This is a genomic window from Klebsiella sp. PK01 (genome assembly GCF_057624675.1).
Window position 1 is genome coordinate 215,471 of record NZ_JBYEZM010000005.1, and the last position, 24,483, is coordinate 239,953.

Below are 24,483 nucleotides of genomic sequence, written 5' to 3' on the forward strand. Positions count from 1 at the left end.
GAGAGGGTGTGGAGCGTTGTGGTTATTTATTCAGCAACGACAGGACTTCTTCGACGCTGGTGGTTTTCGCCAGCCGCTCAATCACGGTTTCATCATCCAGCGCGTTGGTAAGGCTGGTGATAACGTGAATGTGTTCGTTGTTGCGAGCGGCGATACCGATGACCAGACGCGCGACCTCATCTTCTTCTTCGCCGAAGCGCACGCCTTCCGGATACTGGCAGAAGACGACGCCGGTTTTCAGCACCCGGTCTTTCGCTTCGATGGTACCGTGCGGTACGGCGATGGATTCGCCAAGATAGGTCGAGGTCAGCTTCTCGCGCTCGAGCATCGCCTGCACGTATTCCGGCTCAACGTATCCGCCTTTCACCAGTTGTTCACCGGCGAAGCGAATCGCCTCTTCTTTGGTGGCCGCTTTACGCCCCAGGAAGATGTTATCCGCGCCCAGCTGGAACAGGTTTTTGTCGTCATTATCAAAGCTATCTTTCAGGCTATCGGTGACCTTTACTTCGTTGTCGATGTGGCGCTGCGCCGCAACCAGACGCTCGGTCAGGCTGGTGTACAGGCCGCTGTCGAGGAAGTTGGTCAGCGAAATATGCTGTGCCTGCGGTACCTGGCGCATGGCGCGCTCGGTCAGGTCGCGGTGGGTGATCACCAGGTCGACATCCGGCGGCAGATTGTTAATCGCGCTGTTGGTGACCGAAATGTTGCTCAGTCCGGCATCCTGCACCTTCTTACGCAGTACCCCGGCGCCCATGGCGCTGGAACCCATACCGGCGTCGCAGGCAACGATGATTTTACGCACGTGGCTCAGGTCGTTAGCCACGTCGCCCGCGGCCAGCGGCGTCGCCGCGCCTTTGGACTCGGCTTTCATGTCGTGCATGCGACGGGTTGCGGCTTCGATATCGTCTTCTTCTTTCACTTTGCTGGTTTTCAGCAGGATGGCAGAGACAATAAAGGAGACCGCCATCGCCGCAATGATGGCCGCGATGTTAGCGAAGTAGGCACCTTTTGGCGTCATCGCCAGTACCGCCAGAATGGAGCCTGGGGAAGCCGGAGAAACCAGGCCACCGTTGAGGATAGTCAGGGTGAAGACGCCGGTCATACCGCCGAGGATAACGGCCAGAATCAGACGCGGGTTCATCAGCACGTACGGGAAGTAAATTTCGTGAATACCGCCCAGGAAGTGAATGATTGCCGCACCACCCGCAGACTGCTTCGCGCTGCCGCGGCCAAAGAACATGTACGCCAGCAGGACGCCCATCCCCGGACCCGGGTTAGCTTCAATCAGGAAGAAGATGGATTTGCCAAGCTCATGGGACTGCTGAATACCCAGCGGCGAGAAGATACCGTGGTTAATCGCGTTATTGAGGAACAGGATTTTCGCCGGTTCAACAAAGATAGACGCCAGCGGCAGCATGTCGTGCGCCACCATGAAGTTAACGCCGGCCGCCAGCAGTTTTGACAGCACTTCAACCGCCGGGCCAATGCCGAGGAACGCCAGAATGGCAAGGATCATCCCGATGATACCGGCAGAGAAGTTATTCACCAGCATTTCGAAACCGGATTTGATCTTACCGTCTACCCAGGCGTCAAATTTCTTGATGCAGTAGCCGCCGAGCGGACCGGCGATCATCGAACCGAGGAACATCGGCATATCCGCGCCGACGATAACGCCCATGGTGGTGATAGCGCCGACGACGCCGCCGCGTTCGCCGCCCACCAGCTTACCGCCGGTATAACCGATCAGCAGCGGCAGCAGATAGGTGATCATCGGGCCGACCAGCTTCGCCAGCGTCTCGTTCGGCAACCACCCTGTTGGAATAAATAACGCGGTGATAATCCCCCACGCGATAAACGCGCCGATATTCGGCATCACCATATTGCTGAGGAAACGACCAAAGCTTTGCACTTTGATCTTGATATCGGATGACATAAAACACCCCTTCTTCTGTTTTGCTTATCGCGCAGGCTGAACGCCCGAGGTTTGTTGTTAATGTGGCGGCAGAGGTAGCCGGACCCTGATTGATAGTGCGAAATCTGGCACTGAATCGTTAAGCTGTCCAGCAAGTGACTTTTTATGTGATGTGCATCACATGAATATAGGGGGCTGGTACTTATATGTAGTGATCGTAATCACAAAAATGATGTGTAAAAAAACAACAACACGTAATGGGAGGCCATAAATCGCATATTTATGTGATGTTTGTCACATTATAACTTTGCTGTTTTGTTATTTGTTTGTGATATACGTCACAAAATATTTTGCGCTCAATTCCGTCATGTGTGATCTGCGGCAGGTTCTGTCTTCCCCAGCGGCCAACGATGTAACTTTGCAACTCGCCTGCATGAAGAACATTTTTTGCCGCTGATGGCGGAAATGAATACGGTGAATTATGCTCAAATTGTCAGCCAGGCGCCGCTTCGTGGTCGCTCACAATTCCAATAATCTATTAGCGTGAATCGAGGAAATTATGTTTCTCAATTATTTTGCGCTGGGCGTTCTGATCTTCGTTTTTCTGGTTATTTTTTACGGGATTATTATTTTGCACGATATTCCGTACCTGATTGCGAAGAAACGTAATCATCCGCACTCTGACGCAATTCACGTCGCGGGGTGGGTCAGCCTGTTTACGCTGCACGTAATATGGCCATTTTTATGGATCTGGGCCACCCTCTATCAGCCGGAGCGCGGCTGGGGAATGCAGCATAAGCCGAATGAAGCAGGGTCTGATGATGCCGACAGCGAGCTGGCGCAGCTCAATCAGCGTATCGCTGAACTCGAACATAAAATCGCGCATCTGCAGCCGACAGCGCCGCCATCCTCGACGGAGAAATAATCATGGACCTGTTGATCATTTTGACGTACGTGGCCATTGCGTGGTCGGTATTTAAAATATTCCGTATTCCGGTAAATAAATGGACGGTCCCGACCGCGGCCCTGGGCGGCGTATTTATTGTTAGCGCGCTTATTTTATTGATGAACTATAACCACCCTTATACTTTTACGGCGCAGAAAGCGGTTATTTCCATTCCTATTACGCCGCAGGTTACCGGCATTGTCAGCAGCGTGACCGATAAAGCCAACCAGCGGGTGAAAAAGGGCGAGGTATTATTTACTATCGACCCGGCGCGCTACCAGGCGCGTGTCGACCGACTGCAGGCCGATTTGGTCACCGCATTGCACAGTATCAACACCCTGAAAGCCCAACTGCAGGAAGCGCAGGCGAACACCGTGCGCGTTTCCGCCGAGCTCGACCGGCTGTATAAAGATTATCAGCGCTATTTGAAAGGCAGCCAGGCGCGGGTCAACCCGTTTTCGGAAAGCGATATCGATAATGCCCGGCAAAACTACCTTGCCCAGGATGCATTGGTGAAAGCCTCCGTCGCCGAGCAGGCGCAGATTCAGAGCCAACTGGATAGCACGCTGAATGGCGAACAGTCGCAGGTGGTGAGCCTGCGCGCGCAGTTGGCGGAAGCGAAATATAATCTCGATCAGACCACCGTCCGGGCGCCGAGCGATGGCTACATTACCCAGGTACTGATTCGCCCGGGAACCTACGCCGCGTCGCTGCCGCTGCGCCCGGTGATGGTCTTTATTCCGCAACAAAAACGGCTGATTGTCGCCCAGTTCCGCCAGAATTCGTTGCTCAGGCTGGAAGCCGGCGATGATGCCGAAGCGGTGTTTAACGCACTGCCAGGGCAGGTATTCCACGGTAAACTGGTAAACGTATTGCCGGTGGTGCCGGGGGGGACTTATCAGGCGCAGGGATCGCTGCAGTCGCTGAGCGTCACGCCGGGTACCGATGGCGTGCTGGCGACGATTGAACTGGATCCCGATGCGCAAGTCGATGCGCTGCCCGACGGCATCTACGCCCAGGTAGCGGTCTATTCCGACCATTTCACCCACGTGTCGGTGATGAGAAAAGTGCTGCTGCGCATGACCAGCTGGATGCACTACCTCTATCTCGATCATTAATGCGATCGGCGGCAGGTTGAGACAACGTCGCGCCTGCCATTTGCCTGCGCCTGAACCATACTGATCTTTTCGTTGGCGAAAGGAGCAGGCAATGAAACTTATCGGCAGCTATACCAGTCCTTTTGTACGTAAAATTTCCGTCATCTTGCTGGAAAAGGCGATTCCCTTCGAGTTTGTGAACGAATTCCCCTATAACGACGTCAACGGCGTGGCGCAGTACAACCCGCTGGGTAAAGTCCCGGCGCTGCTGACCGATGACGGCGCGTGCTGGTTTGATTCGCCCATTATTGCGCAATATCTGGAACTGCTTAACGTCGCGCCGGCGATGCTGCCCGCGGAACCTCTGGCGGCGCTGAAGATACGCCAGCTGGAAGCCTTATCTGACGGCATCATGGAGGCGGCGATCGCGCTGGTGCGGGAAAAAGCGCGTCCGGCGGCCCAGCAGTCAGAAACCGAGCTGCTCCGCCAGCGGGAAAAAATCGCCCGCGGTCTTGATATGTTGGAAGGGTATGCCGTCGACGGTACCTTGCGTAATGGTGAACTGAATCTGGCGACCATTACTGCCGCCTGCGCCATTGCTTATCTGAATTTCCGTCGCGTGGCTCCCGGATGGTGTGCGACGCGGCCAAAACTGGTCAAACTGGTCGAGACCTTATTTCAGCGCGCCAGTTTTGCGCGTACCGAACCGCCAGGGAGTTGACCCAGGCAGGTAACAGTTTCCTCGCGCAGGCGTTACAATCGCCACTCATTGTTGACTCCCTCTCCCGTCGGGAGGGGGGAAAATAACTTATCGTCAGGTTCACTCATGTCTACCGATACTCGCGCGCTTTATACCCGGCTTCCGGCCATTGATCGTTTACTTCGCGATCCCGCTTTTGCTTTACTGCTCGATCGTCATGGCCATTCGCAAATCGTGGCGCTGCTGCGCCAGATGTTGGATGAGGCGCGGGAGCATATCCGCCAGGCGCAGGCATTGCCAGAGTGGTGCGACGACTGGCCGCAAGAGACCGCCAGCCGGCTGAATCTTAATCAGCAGAGCGCGCTGCGTCCGGTATTCAACCTCACGGGCACCGTGCTGCACACCAATCTGGGGCGCGCAATCCAGGCGGAAGCCGCGGTACAGGCGGTAGCGCAGGCGATGCGCGCGCCGGTCACGCTGGAATACGATCTCGATGATGCCGGACGCGGTCATCGCGACCGGGCATTGGCCGATCTGCTGTGCCGCATTACCGGCGCGGAAGATGCCTGTATCGTCAATAACAACGCGGCGGCGGTGCTGCTGATGCTGGCGGCGACGGCCAGCGGGAAAGAAGTGGTGGTCTCGCGCGGCGAACTGGTCGAGATCGGCGGCGCATTTCGCATCCCCGACGTCATGCGCCAGGCCGGCTGTCTGCTGCATGAAGTGGGCACCACTAACCGCACCCACGCCAAAGATTATCGTCAGGCTATCAATGAGCAGACCGCCCTGCTGATGAAAGTGCATACCAGCAACTACAGCATTGAAGGTTTTACCAAAGCGATTGATGAAGCGGAACTGGCGGAAATTGGCCGCGAATATGGCGTACCGGTGGTGGCCGATCTCGGCAGCGGCTCGCTGGTGGATTTGAGCCAGTACGGTTTACCGAAAGAACCAATGCCGCAGGAATTGATTGCCGCGGGCGTGAACCTGGTGAGCTTTTCCGGCGATAAGCTGCTCGGCGGGCCGCAGGCGGGGATTATCGTCGGCGACAGGTCGCTGATCGCGAAGTTACAGAGTCATCCGCTTAAGCGCGCGCTGCGGGCGGATAAAATGACCCTGGCGGCGCTGGAGGCGACTCTGCGCCTGTATCTGCATCCGGAAGCGCTGGCCGACGAGTTGCCGACGCTACGCCTGCTAACCCGCCGCGCCGAGGATATTCGCCAGCAGGGCGAGCGCATACAGCCTGGGCTGGCGGCGCACTATAGCGATTTCGACGTGCGCGTTGAAGCGTGTTTGTCGCAGATTGGCAGCGGGTCGTTGCCGGTCGACCGACTGCCCAGCGCCGCGTTAACCTTTACGCCGCGCGATGGTCGCGGCAGCCAGCTGGAAGCGCTGGCCGCCCGCTGGCGCGCCTTACCGATACCGACGATCGGCAGAATCTATGATGGCCGTCTGTGGCTGGATCTGCGCTGTCTTGAAGATGAACCCCGGTTTATGGAGATGTTATTGAGATGATTATTGCCACCGCCGGTCATGTGGACCACGGCAAAACCACGCTGCTGCAGGCGATTACCGGCGTCAACGCCGATCGCCTGCCGGAAGAGAAATCACGCGGGATGACTATCGATCTCGGCTACGCCTATTGGCCGCAGCCCGATGGCCGGGTGTTGGGTTTTATCGATGTTCCGGGGCATGAAAAGTTTTTGTCCAACATGCTGGCCGGCGTGGGCGGGATCGATCACGCGCTGTTGGTGGTGGCCTGCGATGACGGCGTGATGGCGCAAACCCGCGAGCATCTGGCGATTCTGCAGCTGACGGGAAAACCGACGTTAACCGTCGCGTTGACCAAAACGGACCGCGTGGAAGCGGCCCGCGTTGCCGAAGTTCGGGCGCAGGTGGAATCCACGCTGAGCGAACTGGGGTTCAACGCCGCTGCTTTCTTCGCCACCGCGGCGACGGAAAATCTCGGCATTGCCGAACTGCGCAGCCATTTGCTTCAGCTGGCTGAGCGCGAGCATCCGCGACATCAGCGTTTTCGTCTGGCGCTGGATCGCGCCTTTACCGTCAAGGGCGCGGGGCTGGTGGTGACCGGGACGGCGTTATCCGGCGAGGTAAAAATCGGCGATACCCTCTGGCTGACCGGCGCCAATAAACCCATGCGCGTCCGCGGGCTGCATGCGCAAAATCAGCCGGTTGAGCAGGCGCGGGCCGGGCAGCGTATCGCGCTGAACATCGTCGGCGACGCGCAAAAAGAGGATCTCAGCCGCGGCGACTGGCTGCTCTCGGCGCAGCCCGCAGAACCTTGCGAGCGGGCGATTGTCGAGCTGACCTGCCACGCGCCGCTCAGCCAGTGGCAGTCGCTGCACATCCACCATGCCGCCAGCCATATCACCGGCCGCGTTTCGCTACTGGAAAGCAATTTGGCCGAGCTGGTGCTGGATACCCCGCTGTGGCTGGCGGATAACGATCGCCTGGTGTTGCGCGATATCTCCGCCCGTTTGACGCTGGCTGGCGCGCGGGTGGTGACGCTGAATCCGCCGCGCCGCGGTAAACGCAAACCGGAATATCTGCAGTGGCTCTCTTTGCTCGCCGCCGCGCGAGACGACGCGCAGGCGTTGGATATTCATCTGCAGCGTGATGCGGTGCGTCTTGACGAGTTTGCCTGGGCGCGGCAGCTGAGCGCCGACGGCCTGACGGCATTAATTAACCGTCCGGATTACCTGCAGGCCGGTAACAGTCTGCTTAGCGCGCCGCTGGCCGCCCGCTGGCAGAAAAAGCTGCTCGACGCGCTGGCCCGTTATCACGACCAGCATCGCGATGAGCCGGGGCCCGGTCGTGAACGCCTGCGGCGAATTGCGCTGCCGATGGAAGATGAAGCGCTGGTGCTGCTGTTGATTGAACAGATGCGCAGCAGCGGCGTCATTCAAAGCCATCACGGCTGGCTGCACCTGCCGGAGCATAAAGCCGGGTTTACCGATGAGCAGCAGGCCATCTGGCAGCGCGTGGAACCGCTCTTCGCCGATGAGCCATGGTGGGTACGCGACCTGGCGCGCGATCTGAACGTCGAAGAGTCGTTGATGCGCGCGGTGCTGCGGCAGGCGGCGCAGCAGGGGATGATTACGGCGATCGTAAAAGATCGTTATTATCGCAACGATCGCATCGTTGAATTTGCGCAGTTGATCCGCCGCCTGGATCTGCAGCGCGGTTCCACCTGCGCAGCGGATTTTCGCGATACGCTAAATATTGGCCGTAAACTGGCGATTCAAATTCTTGAATATTTCGACCGCATTGGCTTTACCCGCCGTCGTGGTAACGATCATCTTCTCCGCGACGCGCTGTTATTCCCTGAAAATAAAAACGGCGAATAATAACGCAAATGAAAAATTAAGCCGGTAATGTTTAACAGTACGTTAAAAATGAAAATATTAACGTACTGTTTTTCATCCAATTTCTTGCCAAAAATGGCGTTCAGGTCATGTTTTTTATTGCGACATCCTCGTACCCTTCCATGATATTCACCTAAATGAAGGAATCATCATGGCTGCATCGACTTTTTATATTCCGCCAGTAAACGTTATTGGCGCTGGTTCTGTTACTGAAGCGATGAATACTATCCAGCAATACGGATATCGTCGGGCATTAATCGTCACCGACGCGATGCTGAATAAATTAGGTATGGCGGGTGAAGTACAAAAGGCGTTGCAGGAACGGGATATCTTCAGCGTGGTGTATGACGGCGTGCACCCGAACCCGACGACTCTGAACGTCGAAAACGGCCTGGCGTTGCTGAAAGAGAATAACTGCGACTGCGTGATTTCTCTGGGCGGCGGTTCGCCGCACGATTGCGCGAAAGGGATCGCGCTGGTCGCGGCAAACGGCGGCAACATCCGTGACTATGAAGGGGTGGACCGTTCGGCAAAACCGCAACTGCCGATGATCGCTATCAATACCACCGCCGGTACGGCTTCTGAAATGACCCGCTTCTGCATCATCACCGATGTCGATCGCCACATCAAAATGGCGATTGTCGATAAGCACGTGACGCCGGTTCTGTCGGTTAACGACTCTTCGCTGATGATGGGGATGCCGAAATCACTGACCGCCGCTACCGGTATGGACGCGCTGACTCACGCTATCGAAGCCTATGTTTCTATCGCGGCGACGCCGATCACCGATGCCTGCGCGTTGAAAGCGATGACCATGATTTCACAGAATTTAACTCACGCAGTGGAAGATGGCGGTAATGAACAGGCGCGTGAAGCAATGGCCTATGCGCAGTTCCTCGCCGGGATGGCCTTCAACAACGCGTCGCTGGGCTATGTCCACGCGATGGCGCACCAGCTGGGCGGCTTCTACGATCTGCCGCACGGCGTCTGCAACGCCGTCCTGCTGCCATTCGTGCAGGAGTATAACTGCAGCGTCGCCGCCGCGCGTCTGCGTGACTGCGCGCAGGCGATGGGTGTGAACGTTGCCGGGCTGAATGACAAACAGGGCGCGGAAGCCTGCATCGCGGCCATCCGCGAGCTGGCGCGTAAAGTCGGCATTCCGGCCGGTCTGCGCGATCTGAACGTTAAAGAAGAGGATATTCCGCTACTGGCCAGCAACGCGCTGAAAGATGCCTGCGGTTTAACCAATCCGATTCAGGCGACCCACGAAGAAATCATGGCGATTTTCCGCGCCGCGATGTAATCCTAAAAACTCCCCGGCGGCGATACGCCGCCGGGTGATGTTAGTTTTGCCCGTAATAGGCATTCGCGCCGTGCTTACGCAGATAATGTTTGTCGAGCAGTTCTTGCTGCATATCGGTCAGCTGTGGCGTGAGCTGACGGGAAAAAAGCCCCATATAAGCGCACTCTTCGAGGACGACGGCATTATGCACGGCGTCGGCGGCGTTTTTACCCCACGCAAACGGACCGTGTGAATGCACTAGCACTGCCGGGACCTGCATGGGATCGAGATCGCGCGCTTCAAAGGTTTTAACGATCACCTCGCCGGTCTGATACTCATATTCACCATTAATTTCATCGGCAGTCATCAGGCGGGTACAGGGGATCGCGCCATAAAAATAATCCGCGTGCGTGGTGCCCCAGGCCGGTAAATCCAACCCTGCCTGCGACCAGATCGTCGCGTGGCGCGAGTGGGTGTGAACGATACCGCCGATTTGCGGGTAGCGGCGGTACAAGGCAAGGTGGGTTGGCGTATCGGAGGAGGGCTTTTTAGTGCCTTCAACCACATGGCCGCTGGCGATATCGACGACCACCATGTCGTCAGCGCGCATGACGTCGTACTCCACCCCGGATGGCTTGATAACCATCAGCTTGCCCGTTTCATCGACGGCGCTCACGTTGCCCCAGGTGAACGTCACTAGCTGATGCGCAGGTAGCGCCAGGTTGGCGGCTAATACCTCAGACTTCAATTGTTCTAACATGTGAAACCTCCTTCTTGCATCCGCGCTTCTATCCAGCGGCGCGCCTGTATAATTTCCAGTACCGGCTCTTTGGCTTTTTCCGTCCACATCTCAATTAAGAATGAACCGCGATAGTTCAGCTCATGCAGCGTTTTGAAGATGCCGACAAAATCGACACAACCCTCGCCGAAGGGGACGTCGCGAAACTGCCCCGGCGATTGTGCGGTTACGGGTAGCGCGTCTTTAAGATGGATAGCGGCGATGCGGTCGATGCCCAGTTTAAGCTCGGCGCTGACGTCGTTGCCCCAGGCGCTCAGATTGCCGACGTCCGGATAGACGCTGAACCACGGCGAGGCGAGCATCTCGTCCCACTTTTTCCATTTGCTGATGGAGTTCATAAACGCGGTGTCCATGATTTCGACCGCCAGCATAACCTGCGCCGCGGCCGCCTGTTCGACCGCCCACGCCAGCCCTTCGGCAAAACGCTGCTGCGTGCCGTCATCGTGTTCTTCGTAGTAGACGTCATAACCTGCCAGTTGGATGGTGCGGATCCCTAAATCGCGAGCCAGTTGAATGGCTTTGGTCATGATCTCGCGCGCCCGCAGCCGGGTTGGCTCATCGCGGCTGCCAAACGGGAAGCGGCGATGGGCAGACAGGCACATTGACGGAATGGCTACCCCGGTCTCCAGCATCGCCGCGACCAGAGAGGCGCGCTGGGTGGCGCTCCACTCCAGGCGCGCCAGACGTTCGTCGGTTTCATCGACCGACATTTCGACAAAATCAAAACCGCAGCTTTTCGCCAGCACCAGCCGTTCTGGCCAGCTAAGATTTTTCGCCAGCGCTTTCTCATAGATGCCTAAGGGATGATTACGCATGCTGTTCTCCCCAGATGGCGTTGATTTGGGTTTGGAAATCACTCGCAACCTGCGCGGGCTGCGCCGCGCCCGCCAGCGCGCGTCCGGCAATAAACGCTTTGACGTCAATATCGCTAAACAGGGGTAAGTCGGCCGGCGTGATGCCGCCGGTAATAGACAGTTGCAGGCCGATATCCGACAGCGCTTTCATACGCGCCAGATCGGCGTCGCCCCACTGCTGGCCGCTGGCCTGTGCATCGCGGCCGCGGTGATAAATCGCCTGGCGGACGCCGATGCGGTACCAGTCGCGCGCGTCATCCAGCGTCCAGTTACCGAAGAGTTCAATCTGAATATCGCCGCCGCAGGACTGGGCGACGGCATGGCCTTTCTCAACGGTCGCCAGCGGCGCGGCGCAGATAATGGTCATCCAGTTGGCGCCTGCGGCAAAGGCCTGTTGGGCCAGCGTTTCGCCAGCGTCGGCGACTTTCCAGTCGGCGACGATAATTTTATCCGGACACTGGGCGCGCAGGGCTTTTACCGCGTTGAGTCCTTCCGTCAGACACAGAATTGTGCCCGCTTCCACGATATCAACGTGATGGCGCAGTACGGCGACATCGCGCTGGGCGGCTTCCAGGCTGGTATGGTCGAGCGCCAGTTGTAGTAATGGTCGGCTCATAATGTGTGCTCCTTAATGCGGGCGTGATAGCCCTGTAGTGCGCTAATCAATTGCTGGTATTGGCGGTATTTACGCTGATAAAGACGGTGCGCGGTCATGTCAGGCAGCAGGGTTCGTACCGGATGCTGCAGGCTGCTCAGGGCCTCGCGGAAGTGGCGATAGACGCCGGTACCGACGCGGGCGGCAAGCGCGGCGCCAAAACAACCGGTCTCTTCAACCTGCGGCAGTTCGATGCGCAGACCGCTGACGTCCGCCAGCATTTGCATCCATACCTCGGAATGCGCCGGACCGCCGGTGACGCGCAGAGCCTGGACTTGGGTAAAGCGCTCGCGCATGCGGTTGAGATGTGTCATATGGCTGAAGACCACCCCTTCATACACCGCCTGTAGTAAATGCGCGCGGGTGTGCATGGCCTGCATGCCGTAAAAACCGCCGGTCATCTCCAGGCCGGCGTTGCTACCGTAAAGGAACGGCAGAAAGAAGAGCTCGCTTCCCGCTTTTGGCAGGCTGGCGACGGCCTCATTAATCTCGGTAAATGAGAGCCCGCCCCACTGCGCGGTAAACCATTCAAGATTGCCGGAAGAGGTGGGGCTCGCTTCGTGGACGATGTATTCACCGTCATTGACGAAACGGCCATAGACGTAAGGATGAGCCTCATGCTCACGCAGTCCGTGGGTGATCCCGCTGGTGACCGCCCAGGTCCCCATCACCGCATTGAGCACTGATTCATCATTGAGGCCCGCGCAGAGCGCGGTAGAAACCACATCAAACAGACCGCCGACAACGGGTGTTCCCGCCGCCAGACCGGTAACGGCGGCCGCCTGAGCGGTGATTTCCCCGCATATTTCCGCAGAGCCGACGATCGGCGGTAGCGCCTCGTCAATTTCACTTATGCCTAACCACTGGGTCAGGCGCGGATCGTATTGCCCGCTGTTCATGTTGTAGAGATTGGACTCAGAAATGTTGCTCTCTTCACAGCCCTTCATCCCGGTTAAACGCCAGCGAAGATAATCATGGGCCATCATGACGCAGCCGATTTGCCCATAGCGCTGCGGTTCATTTTCTTTCAGCCACCGCAGCAATGAAGCGGGATGGCCTGTCCACAGCGTCTGGCGGGTAAGGGGATACAGTCGCTCAGGGATGCCATCCTGCTGCCAGCGTTGAACGATTTCCAACGCCCGACGATCGGAGGAGAGCATCGCGTTACCTAACGGGCGATCCTGTTTATCAAGTAGAAATAGCCCTTTGCCCTGCGCGGAGATAGCGATGCCCTTGATTTGCTTACCATTGACGTTAGCGGCGCTGAGCAGCCTGGCGATGGTTTCATGGCAGCGTTGCCAGAGCAGATCCATTTCCCGCTCGGCGTATCCCGGCTGCGCGCTGAGGGTGCGTAAAGGGCAGCGCTCGATACGCCGCTCTACGCCCTGGCTGTTATATAAACCGGCTTTTAGATAAGTACCGCCACAATCGATACCCAGCCAGAAGGTCTCTTTTTCACTCATCTTAGTCTTCCAGTTTTTCCGGACGACGCCTGGCCGTCCGGGACAGTTTTAAGCTGCGTGGTTACGCGGAGTCATCGTCTTTGCGGGTGCTGCGCCGGCATCGCATTTTGCCGGCAGCAGCAGCGCCATCAGGGCCGCCAGCGCCAGTGAGATAGCCAGGCAATAGACGCCGGCATCTTTGCTGTAGAGGGTGATCAGTACGCCCACGGCGTAAGGACCGCAGAAGCCGCCGAGGTTACCGAGAGCGTTGATCACCCCGCGGGCGCCGCCGGCCATTTCGGCGCTGAACAGGCGTGCCGGTATGGTCCAGAACACGCCTGCGGCGGATTGCAGGAAGAATCCGCAGCCAACCAGCGCGGCATAGGCCAGCCAGATGTGATTTTTCAACGCCACGGAGAGGAACATGCACAGTGCGAAGCCGATCAGCGGCAGGCAGACGAATAGCTTGCGTTTGCCGGTACGATCGGAGAGCGAAGAGAAAAGGAACATACCGGCAATCGCGCCAACGTAGGGCAGGATGGCGAGCACGCCGACTTGTCCCATGCTGCTATGGGTCAGCTCTTTCAGAATGGTCGGCAGCCACAGGGTGTAACCGTAAATCCCGGTTTGGTAGAAGAAGTTAAGGGCGATGAGCTGCCACATGGTTTTGTCAGAGAGCACCGCGCCGAGCGAGGCATTTTTGACTTCAGTTCCGGCAATCGCCTTTTGTTCCGCCGCCAGCGTTTCGACCAGGTAGGTTTTTTCCGCTGCGGATATCCAGCGCGCTTCCTGCGGGCGGTCATAAACGGTGTATGCCCACAGCGCCAGCACGACCACCGAGAGCAAGCCTTCGATAATAAATAGCCAGCGCCAGTCGAGAACGGTGATGATCCAGCCTGACAGCGGGGCGGTAATAATCCCGGCAATCGGCACAAACATAATCACAATGGCGTTGGCGCGACCGCGTTCAGCGTCCGGGAACCAGTTGCTGATCATCGTTAGCACCACCGGCAGCATGCCGCCTTCCGCCACCCCTAATAAGAAGCGCAGGATCAGCAGTTGGTATTGATTGGTGATTAAACCGGTCAGTACGGAAATAATGGCCCAGGCGACCAGCGACCAGCCGATAAATTTCTTGCCGCTGCCGTGTACGGCAATTTTTCCGCCAGGGACTTGTAAGAATAAATAACCAATAAAGAAAATACCGCCAGCGAGCCCCGCCATGGTGGCGGAAATACCCAGTTCGGCATCCATACCGCCCGGCATCGCAAATGCGATATTAACGCGGTCCATATAGGAAATAATACAGGCAATAAGAATCGGTGGGATAATTCTCAGCCAACGCTGGCGTGGAATATCTTTTGCTGTAGGGCGAGAGGTCATGTTCATATTAATATTCTCGTAGAGTAAATATTATGACAATGAAAACGTAGTTGTTCTTATGCGTTTTTTAATATGGTGATACCGTCACGCAAAATGGCTATGCGGTGGTTAACATCGGCATTCGCGTCTATTTCCAGTAATTTAATACCGGCGAACTGCAACGATGCGCCGGCGGCGCAGGCGAAAATATCGCGGGCATGCTGCGCGGTCATCAGGCTTTGCGGGCAGAAGGGGGCAAACGGCGCGTGTAAATCCTGCCATTCGCCATATTCGCCTGTTTGGGTGGTGCCGGAAAACATCAGCGCGCCCAGTTTACCGGCCTGTTTAACCTGCCGGGTATGGGCCAACGGCAGCGCGGTATCGCGGCCTTCAATGGCCGAGCGCGCCCAGTTAATGCACACGCTTATCTCATAGTCGGCAATAACTTCCAGTACATTATCCAGGGGCAGAAAGCCTTTACGCGGCGCCGGGCCATTCATCGCGTCACAGTGTTCCAGCACCAGATCGCAGCGCCAGTCCCAACTGGCGATTTCTTTGAGCGAGCGGGAAAAGGCGTCCGTTGCCTGGGTGATGTTTTGATCTCCCGCCAGCGGCGCGGCCTGTAACTCAAGTGCGGTGACTTTGCCGGGTTGAATACCGTTGATTTTATTAATTTTGCGATGAAGGTGGCGGTAGTATTCAACGCAGGCTACACGCTGTTGTTCATCGCTGGAGGCCAGACCGAAACCCGCGTTCTCTCCGCGGCGGCGCATGGTTTCCATAATGGCGGTAATCACAATTTGCCAGTTATCCGGCGTATGGCGCAGCAGCCACTCATCGCCTAAAGGATGGATATGCTCAAGACAAGGCTGTTCTATGCCACGAATATCTGGAGTATCGGCAAGTTGTCGCCAGAATTCCTTCTCTTCCTCTTCACTCTTTTGGTGAAATGAGGGGGCACAGGGATACGCACCGATAATATAACCGGTAGTAATGTTCATTATGTGCTCCTGTAAATTTAATGAGATAATTAGTTCTTTTACAGAATATCGATAGCTACCTTGATGACTATTTTTCTAATAGGGGTGGCAGTCATTTTAATGCATCCAGGGCGATGCACATCTTGTGGAAAGAATATGGCATAGCTACCGGGTATCATTTCAATAAACGATTCGTGTTGACTATCGTGATAAAAAATAATATCGCGCTGTTCTAATAACGATTCGCTGATCTGGTTATTTCCGCTATCGATGGCGATACCTATTTTTTCTTCACCGGAAGCGAGAAATTGAATATCTAAATAACGCCGATGTACCTCCGGACGGTTTTCTGTCGCCGCGCGGGTGGTCAGATCGATGATCTGCGCAAAAATATTCTTACCCTCAATTTCGACGACGCCGGGCGGGTGGTGGCGAAAATCGGTAGTCCGAAGAAAATCGAGCGCCTTTTCAATCGCTGCCGGTAGACGGCACGGATTCGGTTGTGAAATATGGCCGAAGATCATAGTGGTTTCCCCTATAGAGCCTGAATTTTGGCCCATACGCTGTCGTCGACGGTGATCCCATTACGGCGGTTTTCTTCCAGCAATCGCGTAAACTCGTGGCCCGGTAGGCGGACCGCCACATTTTCATCGGCGCGTTCGGCGGTGGTGATAAAGTCCATGATCCGCTGTAGTTTGGCATCGCGAGTTTTGCCATCAATGAGCTTGTCGACTTCAATGGCGATGAAAATCTGCGATACGCCATATTCGTCGCTATTGTCCTGGGTGACTTCAGCAACGGAGGAACCGTTGGAAAGCAGAGTGGCTATCATATCCAGCACAATTGATAAACCGGAACCCTTCCAGTAGCCCATCGGCAGGATACGGCGATTTTTCTCAATCACGCCGGGTTCTTTCGTCAAATTACCGTCATCATCAAACCCGCCATCTACCGGCAGCGTGCGGCCAGCCAGGCGATTAACCTCCAGCATGCCGTAAGAGAACATCGACATCGACATATCGACCATTGTGATGGGAGTGGAGGGAATTGCCACGATCAGCGGATTGGTGCCAATGCGGCACTCTTTCGCGCCCCACGGCGGCATGACGGCGATGGAGTTGGTCCAGCAAATGCCGATATAGCCTTTTTCCGCCGCCTGCCAGCCGTAGCTGCCGCCGCGCATCCAGTGGTTGGCGTTGCGTAATGCCACCAGGCCAATGCCGTGGTCGGAGGCCAATTCAATGGCGCGATCCATCATCTTTTTCGCCGTCAGATTGCCAATCGAACGCCGGGCATCCCACTGCTCAATAGCGCCAAGGCTGGTGACGCGCTGAGGTTTCGCATCCGGAATGATATCGCCGTTATCCAGTTGCTGAATAAAACGTGGAAAGCGATTCACTCCGTGTGAGTAGACGCCGGATTCCGTGGTGCGGGCGAACATTTCCGCGCAGGCGTCGGCGGTTTCCGCCGCAATACCGCGTGAGAGTAATACCCGATTGAACGCCTCTTTTAGCTGCGCAAAAGTTACTTTCATTCCCGTGTTCCCCTTAGGATTTGAGTGATTTTTTATCTTCACGTTTCACATATCGAAATCTGATTTCAAATATAACGATCAATTTTTGACAGATCAACGGCAGATGCTATTTTTAAAAATCATTAAAATCAGTTGGTTGTGTTTTTTCGGTTCAGATCGTGAACTGAACCACACTTTGCGCTACCATCAGAGCGCGATTAAAAAGGAAGCCGAAGCGATGGGCACAAAAGAGAGTGAAATGACGCAAGAGAAAGAGAGGCCAGCTGGAAGCCAGAGTCTATTTCGCGGGTTAATGCTGATTGAGATCCTCAGTAACTATCCAAACGGTTGTCCGTTGGCGCATCTGTCTGAACTGGCGGGCCTGAACAAAAGTACCGTGCATCGGTTGTTGCAGGGCCTGCAGTCCTGTGGCTACGTTACGCCGGCGCCTGCCGCCGGAAGTTACCGCCTGACCACCAAATTTATAGCCGTGGGCCAAAAGGCGCTGTCGTCGCTGAATATTATTCATGTCGCTGCGCCGCATCTTGAAGCTTTAAACATCGCCACCGGCGAGACGGTGAACTTCTCCAGCCGTGAGGACGACCACGCGATTCTGATTTATAAGCTGGAGCCGACTACCGGTATGCTGCGTACCCGCGCCTATATTGGCCAGCATATGCCGCTGTACTGTTCGGCGATGGGTAAGATCTACATGGCGTTCGGCCATCCTGACTACGTTGCCAGCTACTGGGACAGCCATCAGGATATTATTCAGCCGTTGACCCGTAACACCATTACCGGCCTGCCGGCGATGAACGACGAGCTGGCGCAGATTCGCGAACGTAATATGGCGATGGACCGCGAAGAGAACGAACTCGGCGTCTCGTGCCTGGCGGTACCGGTATTCGATATTCACGGTCGCGTGCCTTACGCCATTTCGATTTCGCTGTCGACTTCGCGCCTGAAACAGGTTGGTGAGAAAAATCTGCTTAAACCATTGCGTGAAACGGCAGAGGCGATTTCCCGCGAGCTGGGGTTTGTTATTCGCGAAGGCTAAGGCAACTGGCGAGATCTTGCTGGGTATTTGCCTAAAACGCAGCTGATTCCATTCAGGATCAAAGCGCGCAGCGGGGTTTTTCTGGCACGCTGCGTTTTTATCCCGAAGGGAGTTGAGGATGAACCGGTTTATTATCGCCGATGCACAAAAGTGTATTGGCTGCCGAACCTGCGAGGTGGCCTGCGTGGTGTCGCATCAGCAGGGGCAGGATTGTTCTACCGTTTCTGCAAGACGCTTTGCGCCGCGGATCCGGGTAGTGAAGAGCGATGAGTTATCAACGGCGACGCTGTGTCGTCAGTGCGAAGATGCCCCTTGCGCGAACGTCTGCCCGGAAGGGGCAATACGCCATGAGGGCGACGTCTGGCGAGTCGATCAACGGCTGTGCATTGGTTGTAAAAGCTGTATGGTGGCGTGCCCTTATGGGGCGATGACGGTCATGTTGACCGACGAAGGCGTGCAGGCGCTGAAGTGCGACCTGTGCGCGCACCGGCAAACGGGGCCGGCGTGCGTAGCGGCCTGCCCGACTCAGGCGCTGCGCTGTATTGAGCCCGCCGAGCTGGAAAGATTAAGCGCCGAGCGCCGTCGTTGGGCGGCGCAGGCAATGTAACTGGATGTTCCCGGCCAGCGATGGCCGGGAACATCATCAGGCGTCTTGCTCCTGCCAGGCGCGCTCAATCTCTTCGGCAAGAATTTTAACCCCCGCCTCGATTTTCTCCGGGTCCGGCACGTAGTTCATGCGCATGCACTGATGCGTATGCGGCCACGGCTTGTCCAGCCCCGGGAAGAAGTAATCGCCCGGTACCATCAGCACGCCGCGTTGCTTCAGGCGCTGATACAGCAGCTCGGTGGAGATCGGCAGATCCTTAAACCACAGCCACAGGAAAATCGCCCCTTCCGGTTTATGAATCAGGCAGCGTTCTTCCGGCAAATAGCGGCGAATGGTAGCGATAGTTTCCTGAACACGCTGATAATAGAACGGTTTAATTACCGTTTCGGACAACCGCAGCAGGTCCTTGCGCTTGATCATTTCGCACATCATCGCCGGCCCAATTCCGCCCGGGGCGAGGCTGATAATGCCGTTCATATTACTGATCGCGGTGATGATTTTTTCGTTGGCGATGATGATGCCGCAGCGGGTGCCCGGCAGTCCGAGCTTGGATAAACTCATGCACAGCACAATATTCGGGTTCCACAGCGGGCGCGCTTCGCTAAAGATAATGCCGGGGAAAGGTACGCCATAGGCGTTATCAATAACCAGCGGGACGCCATGCTGGTTAGCGAGAGCATCCAGTTTGATGAGCTCTTCATCGGTAATGACGTTACCGGTCGGGTTGGTTGGCCGGGAGACGCAGATCATTCCCGTCTCTTCGGTGATCTGCAGGTGTTCGAAGTCCACGTGATATTTGAACTGGCCTTCCGGCAGCAGTTCAATGTTGGGGCGGGTGGCGACAAACAGATCCTCTTCCAGCCCGGAATCGGCGTAGCCGATATATTCCGGCGTCAGCGGGAACAGCACCTTGCGGGTGGTGCCGTCGGCACGGCGGCCGGCAAACAGGTTAAATAAGTAGAAAAATGCGCTCTGGCTGCCATTCGTCAGAGCAATATTCTGTGGTTCGATCTCCCAGCCTAATTCTTCGCGCAGCATTTGCGCAAGCAAGGTCAGAAGCTCGCTTTTCCCTTGCGGACCATCATAATTGCAAAGCGCATCAAGGGCTTTGCCGTTATCCAGCATATCGGCCAGCAGGCTATTGAAGTATTCATTCATCTCCGGGATTTGCGCGGGGTTGCCGCCGCCCAGCATGATCGCGCCCGGTGTGCGCAGGCCGTCATTGAGGTCTTCCATCAGGCGGGTGATGCCTGAATGACGGGTGAATTTGTCGCCGAAAAGTGAAAATGTCATCGCGGATATTCTGTTGGTCTTCTGGAAAGGGAATTACCATAACGCCAGCGTCAACGCGGTGCAAATCGGCACAGGAGGGAGCGATCTATTTTTTGTTCTGCTAATAGGGGAGATATTAGTAATTTGTGCTGAAAAGGCTCCCGCCAGCGGCAAGGAGCCCGGTAAGCGACTGCTATTGCTGTCCGGCCCAGACAACCATCACTTTATCAGCGCTGCTTTCACGCACGAAACCATAGCCCTGCTCTAGCATCAGCGTCTGTTGTTTACCCATACCAATGGCCGGATGGCGGGCGCGGAATTGGGCGATTTTTTGCCAGTGCGCGACGTTATCGGATGCGCTACCGACAACATCCTGCCAGTTCATATCGGAGCGGGTACCCTGCAGCGGGTCGGAACCCGTGGGGCCGAACGGACGTGAAGATTCATCGCCATAGAAGAGTTGTACGGCGCCTGGCGCGAGTAATAGCAGTTCCGCCGCCCGGCTTCCGCCTTCGCGGAACAGGCGGGTATCGTGCGAGGAGAGATAGCTCAGCACGTTGAAATCCTGCAGCTTGTCCGCCATCTGCTGCCAGGTGGCGTCCATGTTTGCGAGACAGTTTGCTGCTTTCGCCGCTTGATCCTGATAATCGAAATTAATCATCGCGTCGAAACCGTGGCGATAGTAGTCGCTCTGCATCACGCCGTGGCCCCAGGCCTCGCCGGTCATCCAGAATGGGGCGTCATCCAGCGCTTTCTGCGGATTCGCTTTTTTCCAGTCTGCCAGCGCGGCCGTGGCCTGCGTTTTGAGCTGCTGCCAGGCGTCCAGTTCGACGTGTTTCGCAGTATCGACGCGGAAACCGTCAATCCCATAGTCGCGTACCCATTGGCTAAGCCAGTGGGTCAGATAGTCGCGCGGCGTGTAGCCGGCTATCTCTTTGGCGGCGGTATCCGGCTTGTGACGGTAGAAATTTGGCAAGCCAGAAGGGAGCGTCGATTCGGTTTTCAGATCCGGCAGGAACGCCAGCGACATGGTGAGATCGTCGAAACCTGGATTGTCGTAGTCGCCGATATCGGTGCGGATCCATTTTTTCCCCCACCATTGTTCCCAGCCCGCTTTATCGCTGAAGTTGATATAGTCATTGAAGCTATGCCAACTTTGCCCCGGCGCCGGTTTCCAGTCGGTCCAGCGCTCGCCAAGTGTTTTTTTCAGTTCATCGCCTTTCAGGTACAAGGAACCGAAGTGAAATTCCTGCATATCGGCGAGCGTGGCGTAACCGGTGTGATTCATGACGATATCAAACAGGACGCGCATGCCGCGCCGATGGGCTTCATCGACCAGTTGCCGAAGATCGGCTTCGTCACCCATGTTGGCGTCAAGACGGGTCCAGTCCTGGGTGTAGTAACCGTGATAAGCGTAGTGGGGGAAGTCGCCTTTGGCGCCGCCGCCAACCCAGCCGTGAATTTGCTCCAGCGGCGAGCTTATCCACAGCGCGTTGACGCCAAGCTGTTGAAGATAATCCAGCTTGCTGGTCAGCCCCTGTAAATCGCCGCCGTGGAAGGTGCCTATCTCCTGCATACCGTCTTTATGGCGCCCGTAGCTGTTGTCGTTGGCCGGATTGCCGTTGACGAAGCGATCGGTCAGGACAAAATAGATCGTGGCGTTATGCCAGTTAAACGCCGCGCTGGCGGCGCTATCCGCTTTTTCAAGCAGCAGGAGCCCATTACTGCCTTCGGCGGGCCGCAGCGTGATTTTGCCCGCTTTCACCGTAGCGATATTACCGCTGTAAAAATCGCGGACCTGGCTTCCCTCGGCAAACGTCTGGCCGACATCAAACGTTAACGGTTTACCATCCCATTTCGGACACTGGCGCACCAGCGGCTGCGTGCTGGCTGTTTCCTGTTCCGCCAGCGACAGCATCAGCGTTGGCGTACCGGAGCGGGTATCGACTTCCAGCGTATAGCGCCCGTCGCGGAACACGCGCCACTGCGGCGGCGTATCCCGACAAGGTTCCAGCGATAGCATCTGATTGAGTTTTATCGCCCCCGCAGGCTGCCAGCACTGTTGGTCAAAACTTATCCGCAAAGGGCGGGTACCCTTCGTCACCTCATTTTGCGTCGTGAAGCGGCCTGCATCCTGTTCAGTGAAGGCGGGAAAGTCAGCGGTTGTCCAGGCGGCAAAAGCCATCCCGGGCAGCAGTAGCGAGGCGAGCGCAGCGAGTTTCATGCTGGAGTCCTGTTAGCGGTTTTTATCACAGTGTGCCTGCGCGCCATAAGGTTGAACTCATCCTGCCGCTAAATTTGCGGGGAGGATGAAAAGGGGTGAGTGATTTAGTTCAAAAAATGAGCTATAAATGAGACGGAGATAGCATTTCTGCACCTTCGCGACGGTGCAGAAACCGATTTCAGATGACAGCGATTCGGAATTGGACTATTTCTCTTGATGCTCTCTCTGGGTATTTTTGATACTATTCGCGATTCAACTATCGATTTTTTGCGAAAAACAAGGTGTTGGAATGAGTAAATCCGACCAGGAGACCTAATGATATCGATTCCCATGCGACGATATGGGGCTGCGATACTCATGTTACTTACCTGTATATTTTCAGGTAGTGTGTTGGCGACAACGCACACAGCAACAAAGAGTCATAAAGCCTCAGTAGTTAAGAAAGTAAAGAAGCCCAGTAGTATCAAGGTTAGCAGTAAACAAGAGTATTCTCGCAATAGTGTAAAGAGCAGTTCACTTCCTGATTTGCGAAAATACCCTTCCGGGACACCAAGGAAAAAAGCGTTTCTCCGGACGGTTATGCCTTACATTACAAAGCAAAATCAAGCGATCACGGCAGATCGTAACTGGCTTGTCTCTAAGCAATACGACGGCCGTTGGTCGCCGAGCGAGCAGGCGCGCCTGAAAGACATCGCCTCACGTTATAAAGTGAAGTGGTCTGGCAATACTCGCCATATACCATGGAACTCGCTGCTTGAGCGCGTCGACATTATTCCGAACAGCATGGTGGCAACCATGGCGGCGGCGGAAAGCGGTTGGGGCACCTCGAAGCTGGCGCGTGAGAACAACAACCTGTTTGGTATGAAGTGTGGCGGCGGTAACTGTCGCGGTGCAATGAAAGGCTACTCCCAGTTTGAATCTGTCGAGCAGTCGGTTCAGGCTTATGTAAAAAACCTGAATACGCACCCGGCTTATTCATCCTTCCGTAAGTCTCGCGCACAGCTGCGTAAGACGGATCAGGAAGTAACTGCCAGCGCGATGATCCACAAGCTGAAGGGATATTCGACAAAAGGGTCGAGCTACAACAACTATCTCTTCGCCATGTATCAGGACAATCAGCGCTTAATTGCCGCTCATATGTAATCATCAATGCCCGGTGCGTAAGCCCGGGCATTTTTCTTTCCCGCTACATCATTACTTCACTGTGCTGGTCGCGGTATTCCTTTGGCGTCACGTCGTACTCTTTCTTAAACACCGAATAGAAATACTGCAGCGACGGATAACCGCACATCTGCGAAATTTCGTTTATCGATAGCGTGGTGGAGACCAGCAGGCTGCGCGCTTTTTCCAGCTTTTCGCTGTGGATCACCGTGTGGATGGTCTCGCCGACCTCTTCTTTAAAGCGTTTCTCCAGATTAGAGCGGGAAATACCGACGGCGTCGAGCACCTGCTCAACCTTAATGCCTTTGCAGGCGTGGTTGCGGATGTAATGCATCGCCTGAATCACCGCAGGGTCGGTGAGTGAGCGATAATCGGTGGAACGCCGCTCAATGACGCGCATCGGCGGCACCAGCAGGCGCTGCAGCGGCAGCGCTTCGTTTTCCATTAAACGGTGCAGTAGTTTCGCCGCCTGGTAGCCCATTTGCCGGGTACCTTGCGCCACGGAAGAGAGCGCGACGCGGGAGAGATAGCGGGTCAATTCTTCGTTATCGATACCGATAACGCATAATTTTTCCGGCACCGGAATATGCAGCAGCTCACAGGCCTGCAGGACGTGACGTGCCCGGGCATCGGTCACGGCGATAATGCCGGTTTGCGGCGGCAGCGTTTGTAGCCAGTCGGCGAGCCGATTTTGCGCATGCTGCCAGTTCTCCGGCGCGGTCTCCAGCCCCTGATAGACCACGCCACGGTATTTTTCTTTGGCGACTAGCTGGCTGAAGGCGTGTTCGCGCTCCATCGCCCAGCGCTTGCCGCTGGAGGTCGGTAGCCCGTAAAAGGCGAAGCGGTTCACGCCTTTTTCTTTCAGATGCAGGAATGCGCTTTCGACCAGCGCGGCATTATCGGTGGCGATATAGTGAACAGGCGGATAGCATTCTGGCTTATGGTAGGAGCCGCCGACGCCGATAATCGGCACTTTGACATCCGCCAGTAGCTTTTCAATCTCCGGGTCGTCGTAATCGGCGATCACGCCATCACCCAGCCACTCTTTGATGTTTTCGATACGCGCGCGAAAATCCTCTTCGATAAAAATATCCCATTCCAGCTGTGATGCCTGCAGATATTCGCCAACGCCTTCAACCACCTGACGGTCATAGGCTTTGTTGGCGTTGAATAACAGCGTAATGCGGTGACGCTTTTCAAACATAGATGATATTCCTGCTCTTACCCCGGTCAT

General features: G+C 55.9%; 21 protein-coding genes. 9 read left to right on the top strand and 12 right to left on the bottom strand.

All coding sequences use genetic code 11. The annotated features are described in order from the left end of the window. Positions 1 to 22: 22 nt before the first annotated feature. Entirely contained in the window at positions 23 to 1,933 is a 1,911-nt protein-coding gene (locus tag AC22LX_RS17345) for a PTS mannitol transporter subunit IICBA (protein WP_049060718.1), read from the bottom strand. Between the two features lie 538 nt (positions 1,934 to 2,471). Here AC22LX_RS17345 and AC22LX_RS17350 point away from each other — a divergent pair. The 6 genes from AC22LX_RS17350 to yiaY all read left to right on the top strand — a co-directional run bounded on the left by AC22LX_RS17350 (position 2,472) and on the right by yiaY (position 9,344). Further along, a complete protein-coding gene (locus tag AC22LX_RS17350; protein ID WP_045390667.1) occupies positions 2,472 to 2,837 on the top strand; it encodes a DUF3302 domain-containing protein in 366 nt (121 codons plus the stop codon). Positions 2,838 to 2,839: 2 nt separating this feature from the next. Continuing rightward, positions 2,840 to 3,976: an HlyD family secretion protein gene (locus AC22LX_RS17355; protein ID WP_063447248.1), complete on the top strand. Its 1,137-nt coding sequence runs from the start codon at positions 2,840 to 2,842 to the stop codon at positions 3,974 to 3,976. A gap of 91 nt (positions 3,977 to 4,067) precedes the next feature. After that, positions 4,068 to 4,676, top strand: a complete 609-nt coding sequence (locus AC22LX_RS17360) for a glutathione S-transferase (protein WP_045390670.1) — start codon at positions 4,068 to 4,070, stop codon at positions 4,674 to 4,676. A gap of 105 nt (positions 4,677 to 4,781) precedes the next feature. Beyond that, positions 4,782 to 6,170 carry an L-seryl-tRNA(Sec) selenium transferase gene (gene selA, locus AC22LX_RS17365; protein WP_063447250.1) on the top strand — a complete coding sequence of 463 codons (1,389 nt, stop codon included), beginning with the start codon at positions 4,782 to 4,784 and terminating at the stop codon, positions 6,168 to 6,170. After that, complete coding sequence (selB, locus tag AC22LX_RS17370) at positions 6,167 to 8,023, top strand: selenocysteine-specific translation elongation factor (protein ID WP_063447251.1); 1,857 nt, start codon at positions 6,167 to 6,169, stop codon at positions 8,021 to 8,023. The genes selA and selB overlap by 4 nt, the downstream gene beginning before the upstream one ends. 169 nt (positions 8,024 to 8,192) lie before the next feature. Then, positions 8,193 to 9,344 (top strand): L-threonine dehydrogenase, encoded by a 1,152-nt coding sequence (yiaY, locus tag AC22LX_RS17375; protein WP_045359266.1) that lies wholly within the window; start codon positions 8,193 to 8,195, stop codon positions 9,342 to 9,344. 40 nt (positions 9,345 to 9,384) lie between these two features. Here yiaY and araD read toward each other — a convergent pair whose 3' ends face one another. From araD to yiaK, 8 genes are read right to left on the bottom strand one after another with little or no spacing between them, the layout of a single operon-like run. Next, entirely contained in the window at positions 9,385 to 10,083 is a 699-nt protein-coding gene (gene araD, locus AC22LX_RS17380) for an L-ribulose-5-phosphate 4-epimerase (protein WP_487334119.1), read from the bottom strand. Further along, positions 10,077 to 10,937 carry an L-ribulose-5-phosphate 3-epimerase gene (locus AC22LX_RS17385; RefSeq protein ID WP_213292934.1) on the bottom strand — a complete coding sequence of 287 codons (861 nt, stop codon included), beginning with the start codon at positions 10,935 to 10,937 and terminating at the stop codon, positions 10,077 to 10,079. Before AC22LX_RS17385 ends, araD begins: the two co-directional genes overlap by 7 nt. Further along, positions 10,930 to 11,592, bottom strand: a complete 663-nt coding sequence (gene ulaD, locus AC22LX_RS17390; RefSeq protein WP_045390684.1) for a 3-keto-L-gulonate-6-phosphate decarboxylase UlaD — start codon at positions 11,590 to 11,592, stop codon at positions 10,930 to 10,932. The genes AC22LX_RS17385 and ulaD overlap by 8 nt, the downstream gene beginning before the upstream one ends. Next, positions 11,589 to 13,094, bottom strand: coding sequence for an FGGY-family carbohydrate kinase (locus AC22LX_RS17395; protein WP_045390687.1), 1,506 nt, complete (start codon positions 13,092 to 13,094; stop codon positions 11,589 to 11,591). Before AC22LX_RS17395 ends, ulaD begins: the two co-directional genes overlap by 4 nt. Before the next feature lie 48 nt (positions 13,095 to 13,142). Next, positions 13,143 to 14,462 carry an MFS transporter gene (locus tag AC22LX_RS17400; protein ID WP_047047711.1) on the bottom strand — a complete coding sequence of 440 codons (1,320 nt, stop codon included), beginning with the start codon at positions 14,460 to 14,462 and terminating at the stop codon, positions 13,143 to 13,145. Between the two features lie 50 nt (positions 14,463 to 14,512). Beyond that, entirely contained in the window at positions 14,513 to 15,436 is a 924-nt protein-coding gene (locus AC22LX_RS17405; RefSeq protein WP_063447252.1) for a DUF4862 family protein, read from the bottom strand. A gap of 38 nt (positions 15,437 to 15,474) precedes the next feature. Then, positions 15,475 to 15,939 (bottom strand): YhcH/YjgK/YiaL family protein, encoded by a 465-nt coding sequence (locus tag AC22LX_RS17410; RefSeq protein WP_213292936.1) that lies wholly within the window; start codon positions 15,937 to 15,939, stop codon positions 15,475 to 15,477. Between the two features lie 11 nt (positions 15,940 to 15,950). Then, on the bottom strand, positions 15,951 to 16,949 hold the full coding sequence (gene yiaK, locus AC22LX_RS17415; RefSeq protein WP_045390698.1) for a 3-dehydro-L-gulonate 2-dehydrogenase: 999 nt from the start codon (positions 16,947 to 16,949) through the stop codon (positions 15,951 to 15,953). A 217-nt stretch (positions 16,950 to 17,166) separates the two neighbouring features. Between yiaK and yiaJ the strand changes: the two genes are divergently transcribed. Next, positions 17,167 to 17,985 carry an IclR family transcriptional regulator YiaJ gene (gene yiaJ / locus AC22LX_RS17420; RefSeq protein WP_045390824.1) on the top strand — a complete coding sequence of 273 codons (819 nt, stop codon included), beginning with the start codon at positions 17,167 to 17,169 and terminating at the stop codon, positions 17,983 to 17,985. 118 nt (positions 17,986 to 18,103) lie between these two features. Next, positions 18,104 to 18,592, top strand: coding sequence for a 4Fe-4S binding protein (locus AC22LX_RS17425; RefSeq protein WP_045390701.1), 489 nt, complete (start codon positions 18,104 to 18,106; stop codon positions 18,590 to 18,592). Positions 18,593 to 18,628: 36 nt separating this feature from the next. Here AC22LX_RS17425 and avtA read toward each other — a convergent pair whose 3' ends face one another. Further along, entirely contained in the window at positions 18,629 to 19,885 is a 1,257-nt protein-coding gene (gene avtA, locus AC22LX_RS17430; RefSeq protein ID WP_015369199.1) for a valine--pyruvate transaminase, read from the bottom strand. A 172-nt stretch (positions 19,886 to 20,057) separates the two neighbouring features. Further along, a complete protein-coding gene (locus tag AC22LX_RS17435) occupies positions 20,058 to 22,088 on the bottom strand; it encodes an alpha-amylase (RefSeq protein WP_487334120.1) in 2,031 nt (676 codons plus the stop codon). Between the two features lie 315 nt (positions 22,089 to 22,403). Here AC22LX_RS17435 and AC22LX_RS17440 point away from each other — a divergent pair, with 315 nt between their 5' ends. Then, positions 22,404 to 23,231 (top strand): protein bax, encoded by an 828-nt coding sequence (locus AC22LX_RS17440; protein ID WP_063447255.1) that lies wholly within the window; start codon positions 22,404 to 22,406, stop codon positions 23,229 to 23,231. Between the two features lie 43 nt (positions 23,232 to 23,274). Here AC22LX_RS17440 and xylR read toward each other — a convergent pair whose 3' ends face one another. Further along, complete coding sequence (gene xylR, locus AC22LX_RS17445) at positions 23,275 to 24,453, bottom strand: D-xylose utilization transcriptional activator XylR (RefSeq protein ID WP_045390709.1); 1,179 nt, start codon at positions 24,451 to 24,453, stop codon at positions 23,275 to 23,277. Positions 24,454 to 24,483: the final 30 nt, after the last annotated feature.

Coding starts and splice junctions, on each gene's coding strand:
- yiaJ (WP_045390824.1), top strand. CDS start 17,167: ATGGGCACAAAAGAGAGTGAAATGACGCAAGAGAAAGAGAGGCCAGCT.
- ulaD (WP_045390684.1), bottom strand. CDS start 11,592: ATGAGCCGACCATTACTACAACTGGCGCTCGACCATACCAGCCTGGAA.
- yiaY (WP_045359266.1), top strand. CDS start 8,193: ATGGCTGCATCGACTTTTTATATTCCGCCAGTAAACGTTATTGGCGCT.
- araD (WP_487334119.1), bottom strand. CDS start 10,083: ATGTTAGAACAATTGAAGTCTGAGGTATTAGCCGCCAACCTGGCGCTA.
- AC22LX_RS17400 (WP_047047711.1), bottom strand. CDS start 14,462: ATGAACATGACCTCTCGCCCTACAGCAAAAGATATTCCACGCCAGCGT.
- AC22LX_RS17350 (WP_045390667.1), top strand. CDS start 2,472: ATGTTTCTCAATTATTTTGCGCTGGGCGTTCTGATCTTCGTTTTTCTG.
- AC22LX_RS17405 (WP_063447252.1), bottom strand. CDS start 15,436: ATGAACATTACTACCGGTTATATTATCGGTGCGTATCCCTGTGCCCCC.
- AC22LX_RS17435 (WP_487334120.1), bottom strand. CDS start 22,088: ATGAAACTCGCTGCGCTCGCCTCGCTACTGCTGCCCGGGATGGCTTTT.
- xylR (WP_045390709.1), bottom strand. CDS start 24,453: ATGTTTGAAAAGCGTCACCGCATTACGCTGTTATTCAACGCCAACAAA.
- AC22LX_RS17440 (WP_063447255.1), top strand. CDS start 22,404: ATGATATCGATTCCCATGCGACGATATGGGGCTGCGATACTCATGTTA.
- selB (WP_063447251.1), top strand. CDS start 6,167: ATGATTATTGCCACCGCCGGTCATGTGGACCACGGCAAAACCACGCTG.
- AC22LX_RS17345 (WP_049060718.1), bottom strand. CDS start 1,933: ATGTCATCCGATATCAAGATCAAAGTGCAAAGCTTTGGTCGTTTCCTC.
- AC22LX_RS17385 (WP_213292934.1), bottom strand. CDS start 10,937: ATGCGTAATCATCCCTTAGGCATCTATGAGAAAGCGCTGGCGAAAAAT.
- AC22LX_RS17360 (WP_045390670.1), top strand. CDS start 4,068: ATGAAACTTATCGGCAGCTATACCAGTCCTTTTGTACGTAAAATTTCC.
- avtA (WP_015369199.1), bottom strand. CDS start 19,885: ATGACATTTTCACTTTTCGGCGACAAATTCACCCGTCATTCAGGCATC.
- AC22LX_RS17410 (WP_213292936.1), bottom strand. CDS start 15,939: ATGATCTTCGGCCATATTTCACAACCGAATCCGTGCCGTCTACCGGCA.
- AC22LX_RS17425 (WP_045390701.1), top strand. CDS start 18,104: ATGAACCGGTTTATTATCGCCGATGCACAAAAGTGTATTGGCTGCCGA.
- AC22LX_RS17395 (WP_045390687.1), bottom strand. CDS start 13,094: ATGAGTGAAAAAGAGACCTTCTGGCTGGGTATCGATTGTGGCGGTACT.
- AC22LX_RS17355 (WP_063447248.1), top strand. CDS start 2,840: ATGGACCTGTTGATCATTTTGACGTACGTGGCCATTGCGTGGTCGGTA.
- selA (WP_063447250.1), top strand. CDS start 4,782: ATGTCTACCGATACTCGCGCGCTTTATACCCGGCTTCCGGCCATTGAT.
- yiaK (WP_045390698.1), bottom strand. CDS start 16,949: ATGAAAGTAACTTTTGCGCAGCTAAAAGAGGCGTTCAATCGGGTATTA.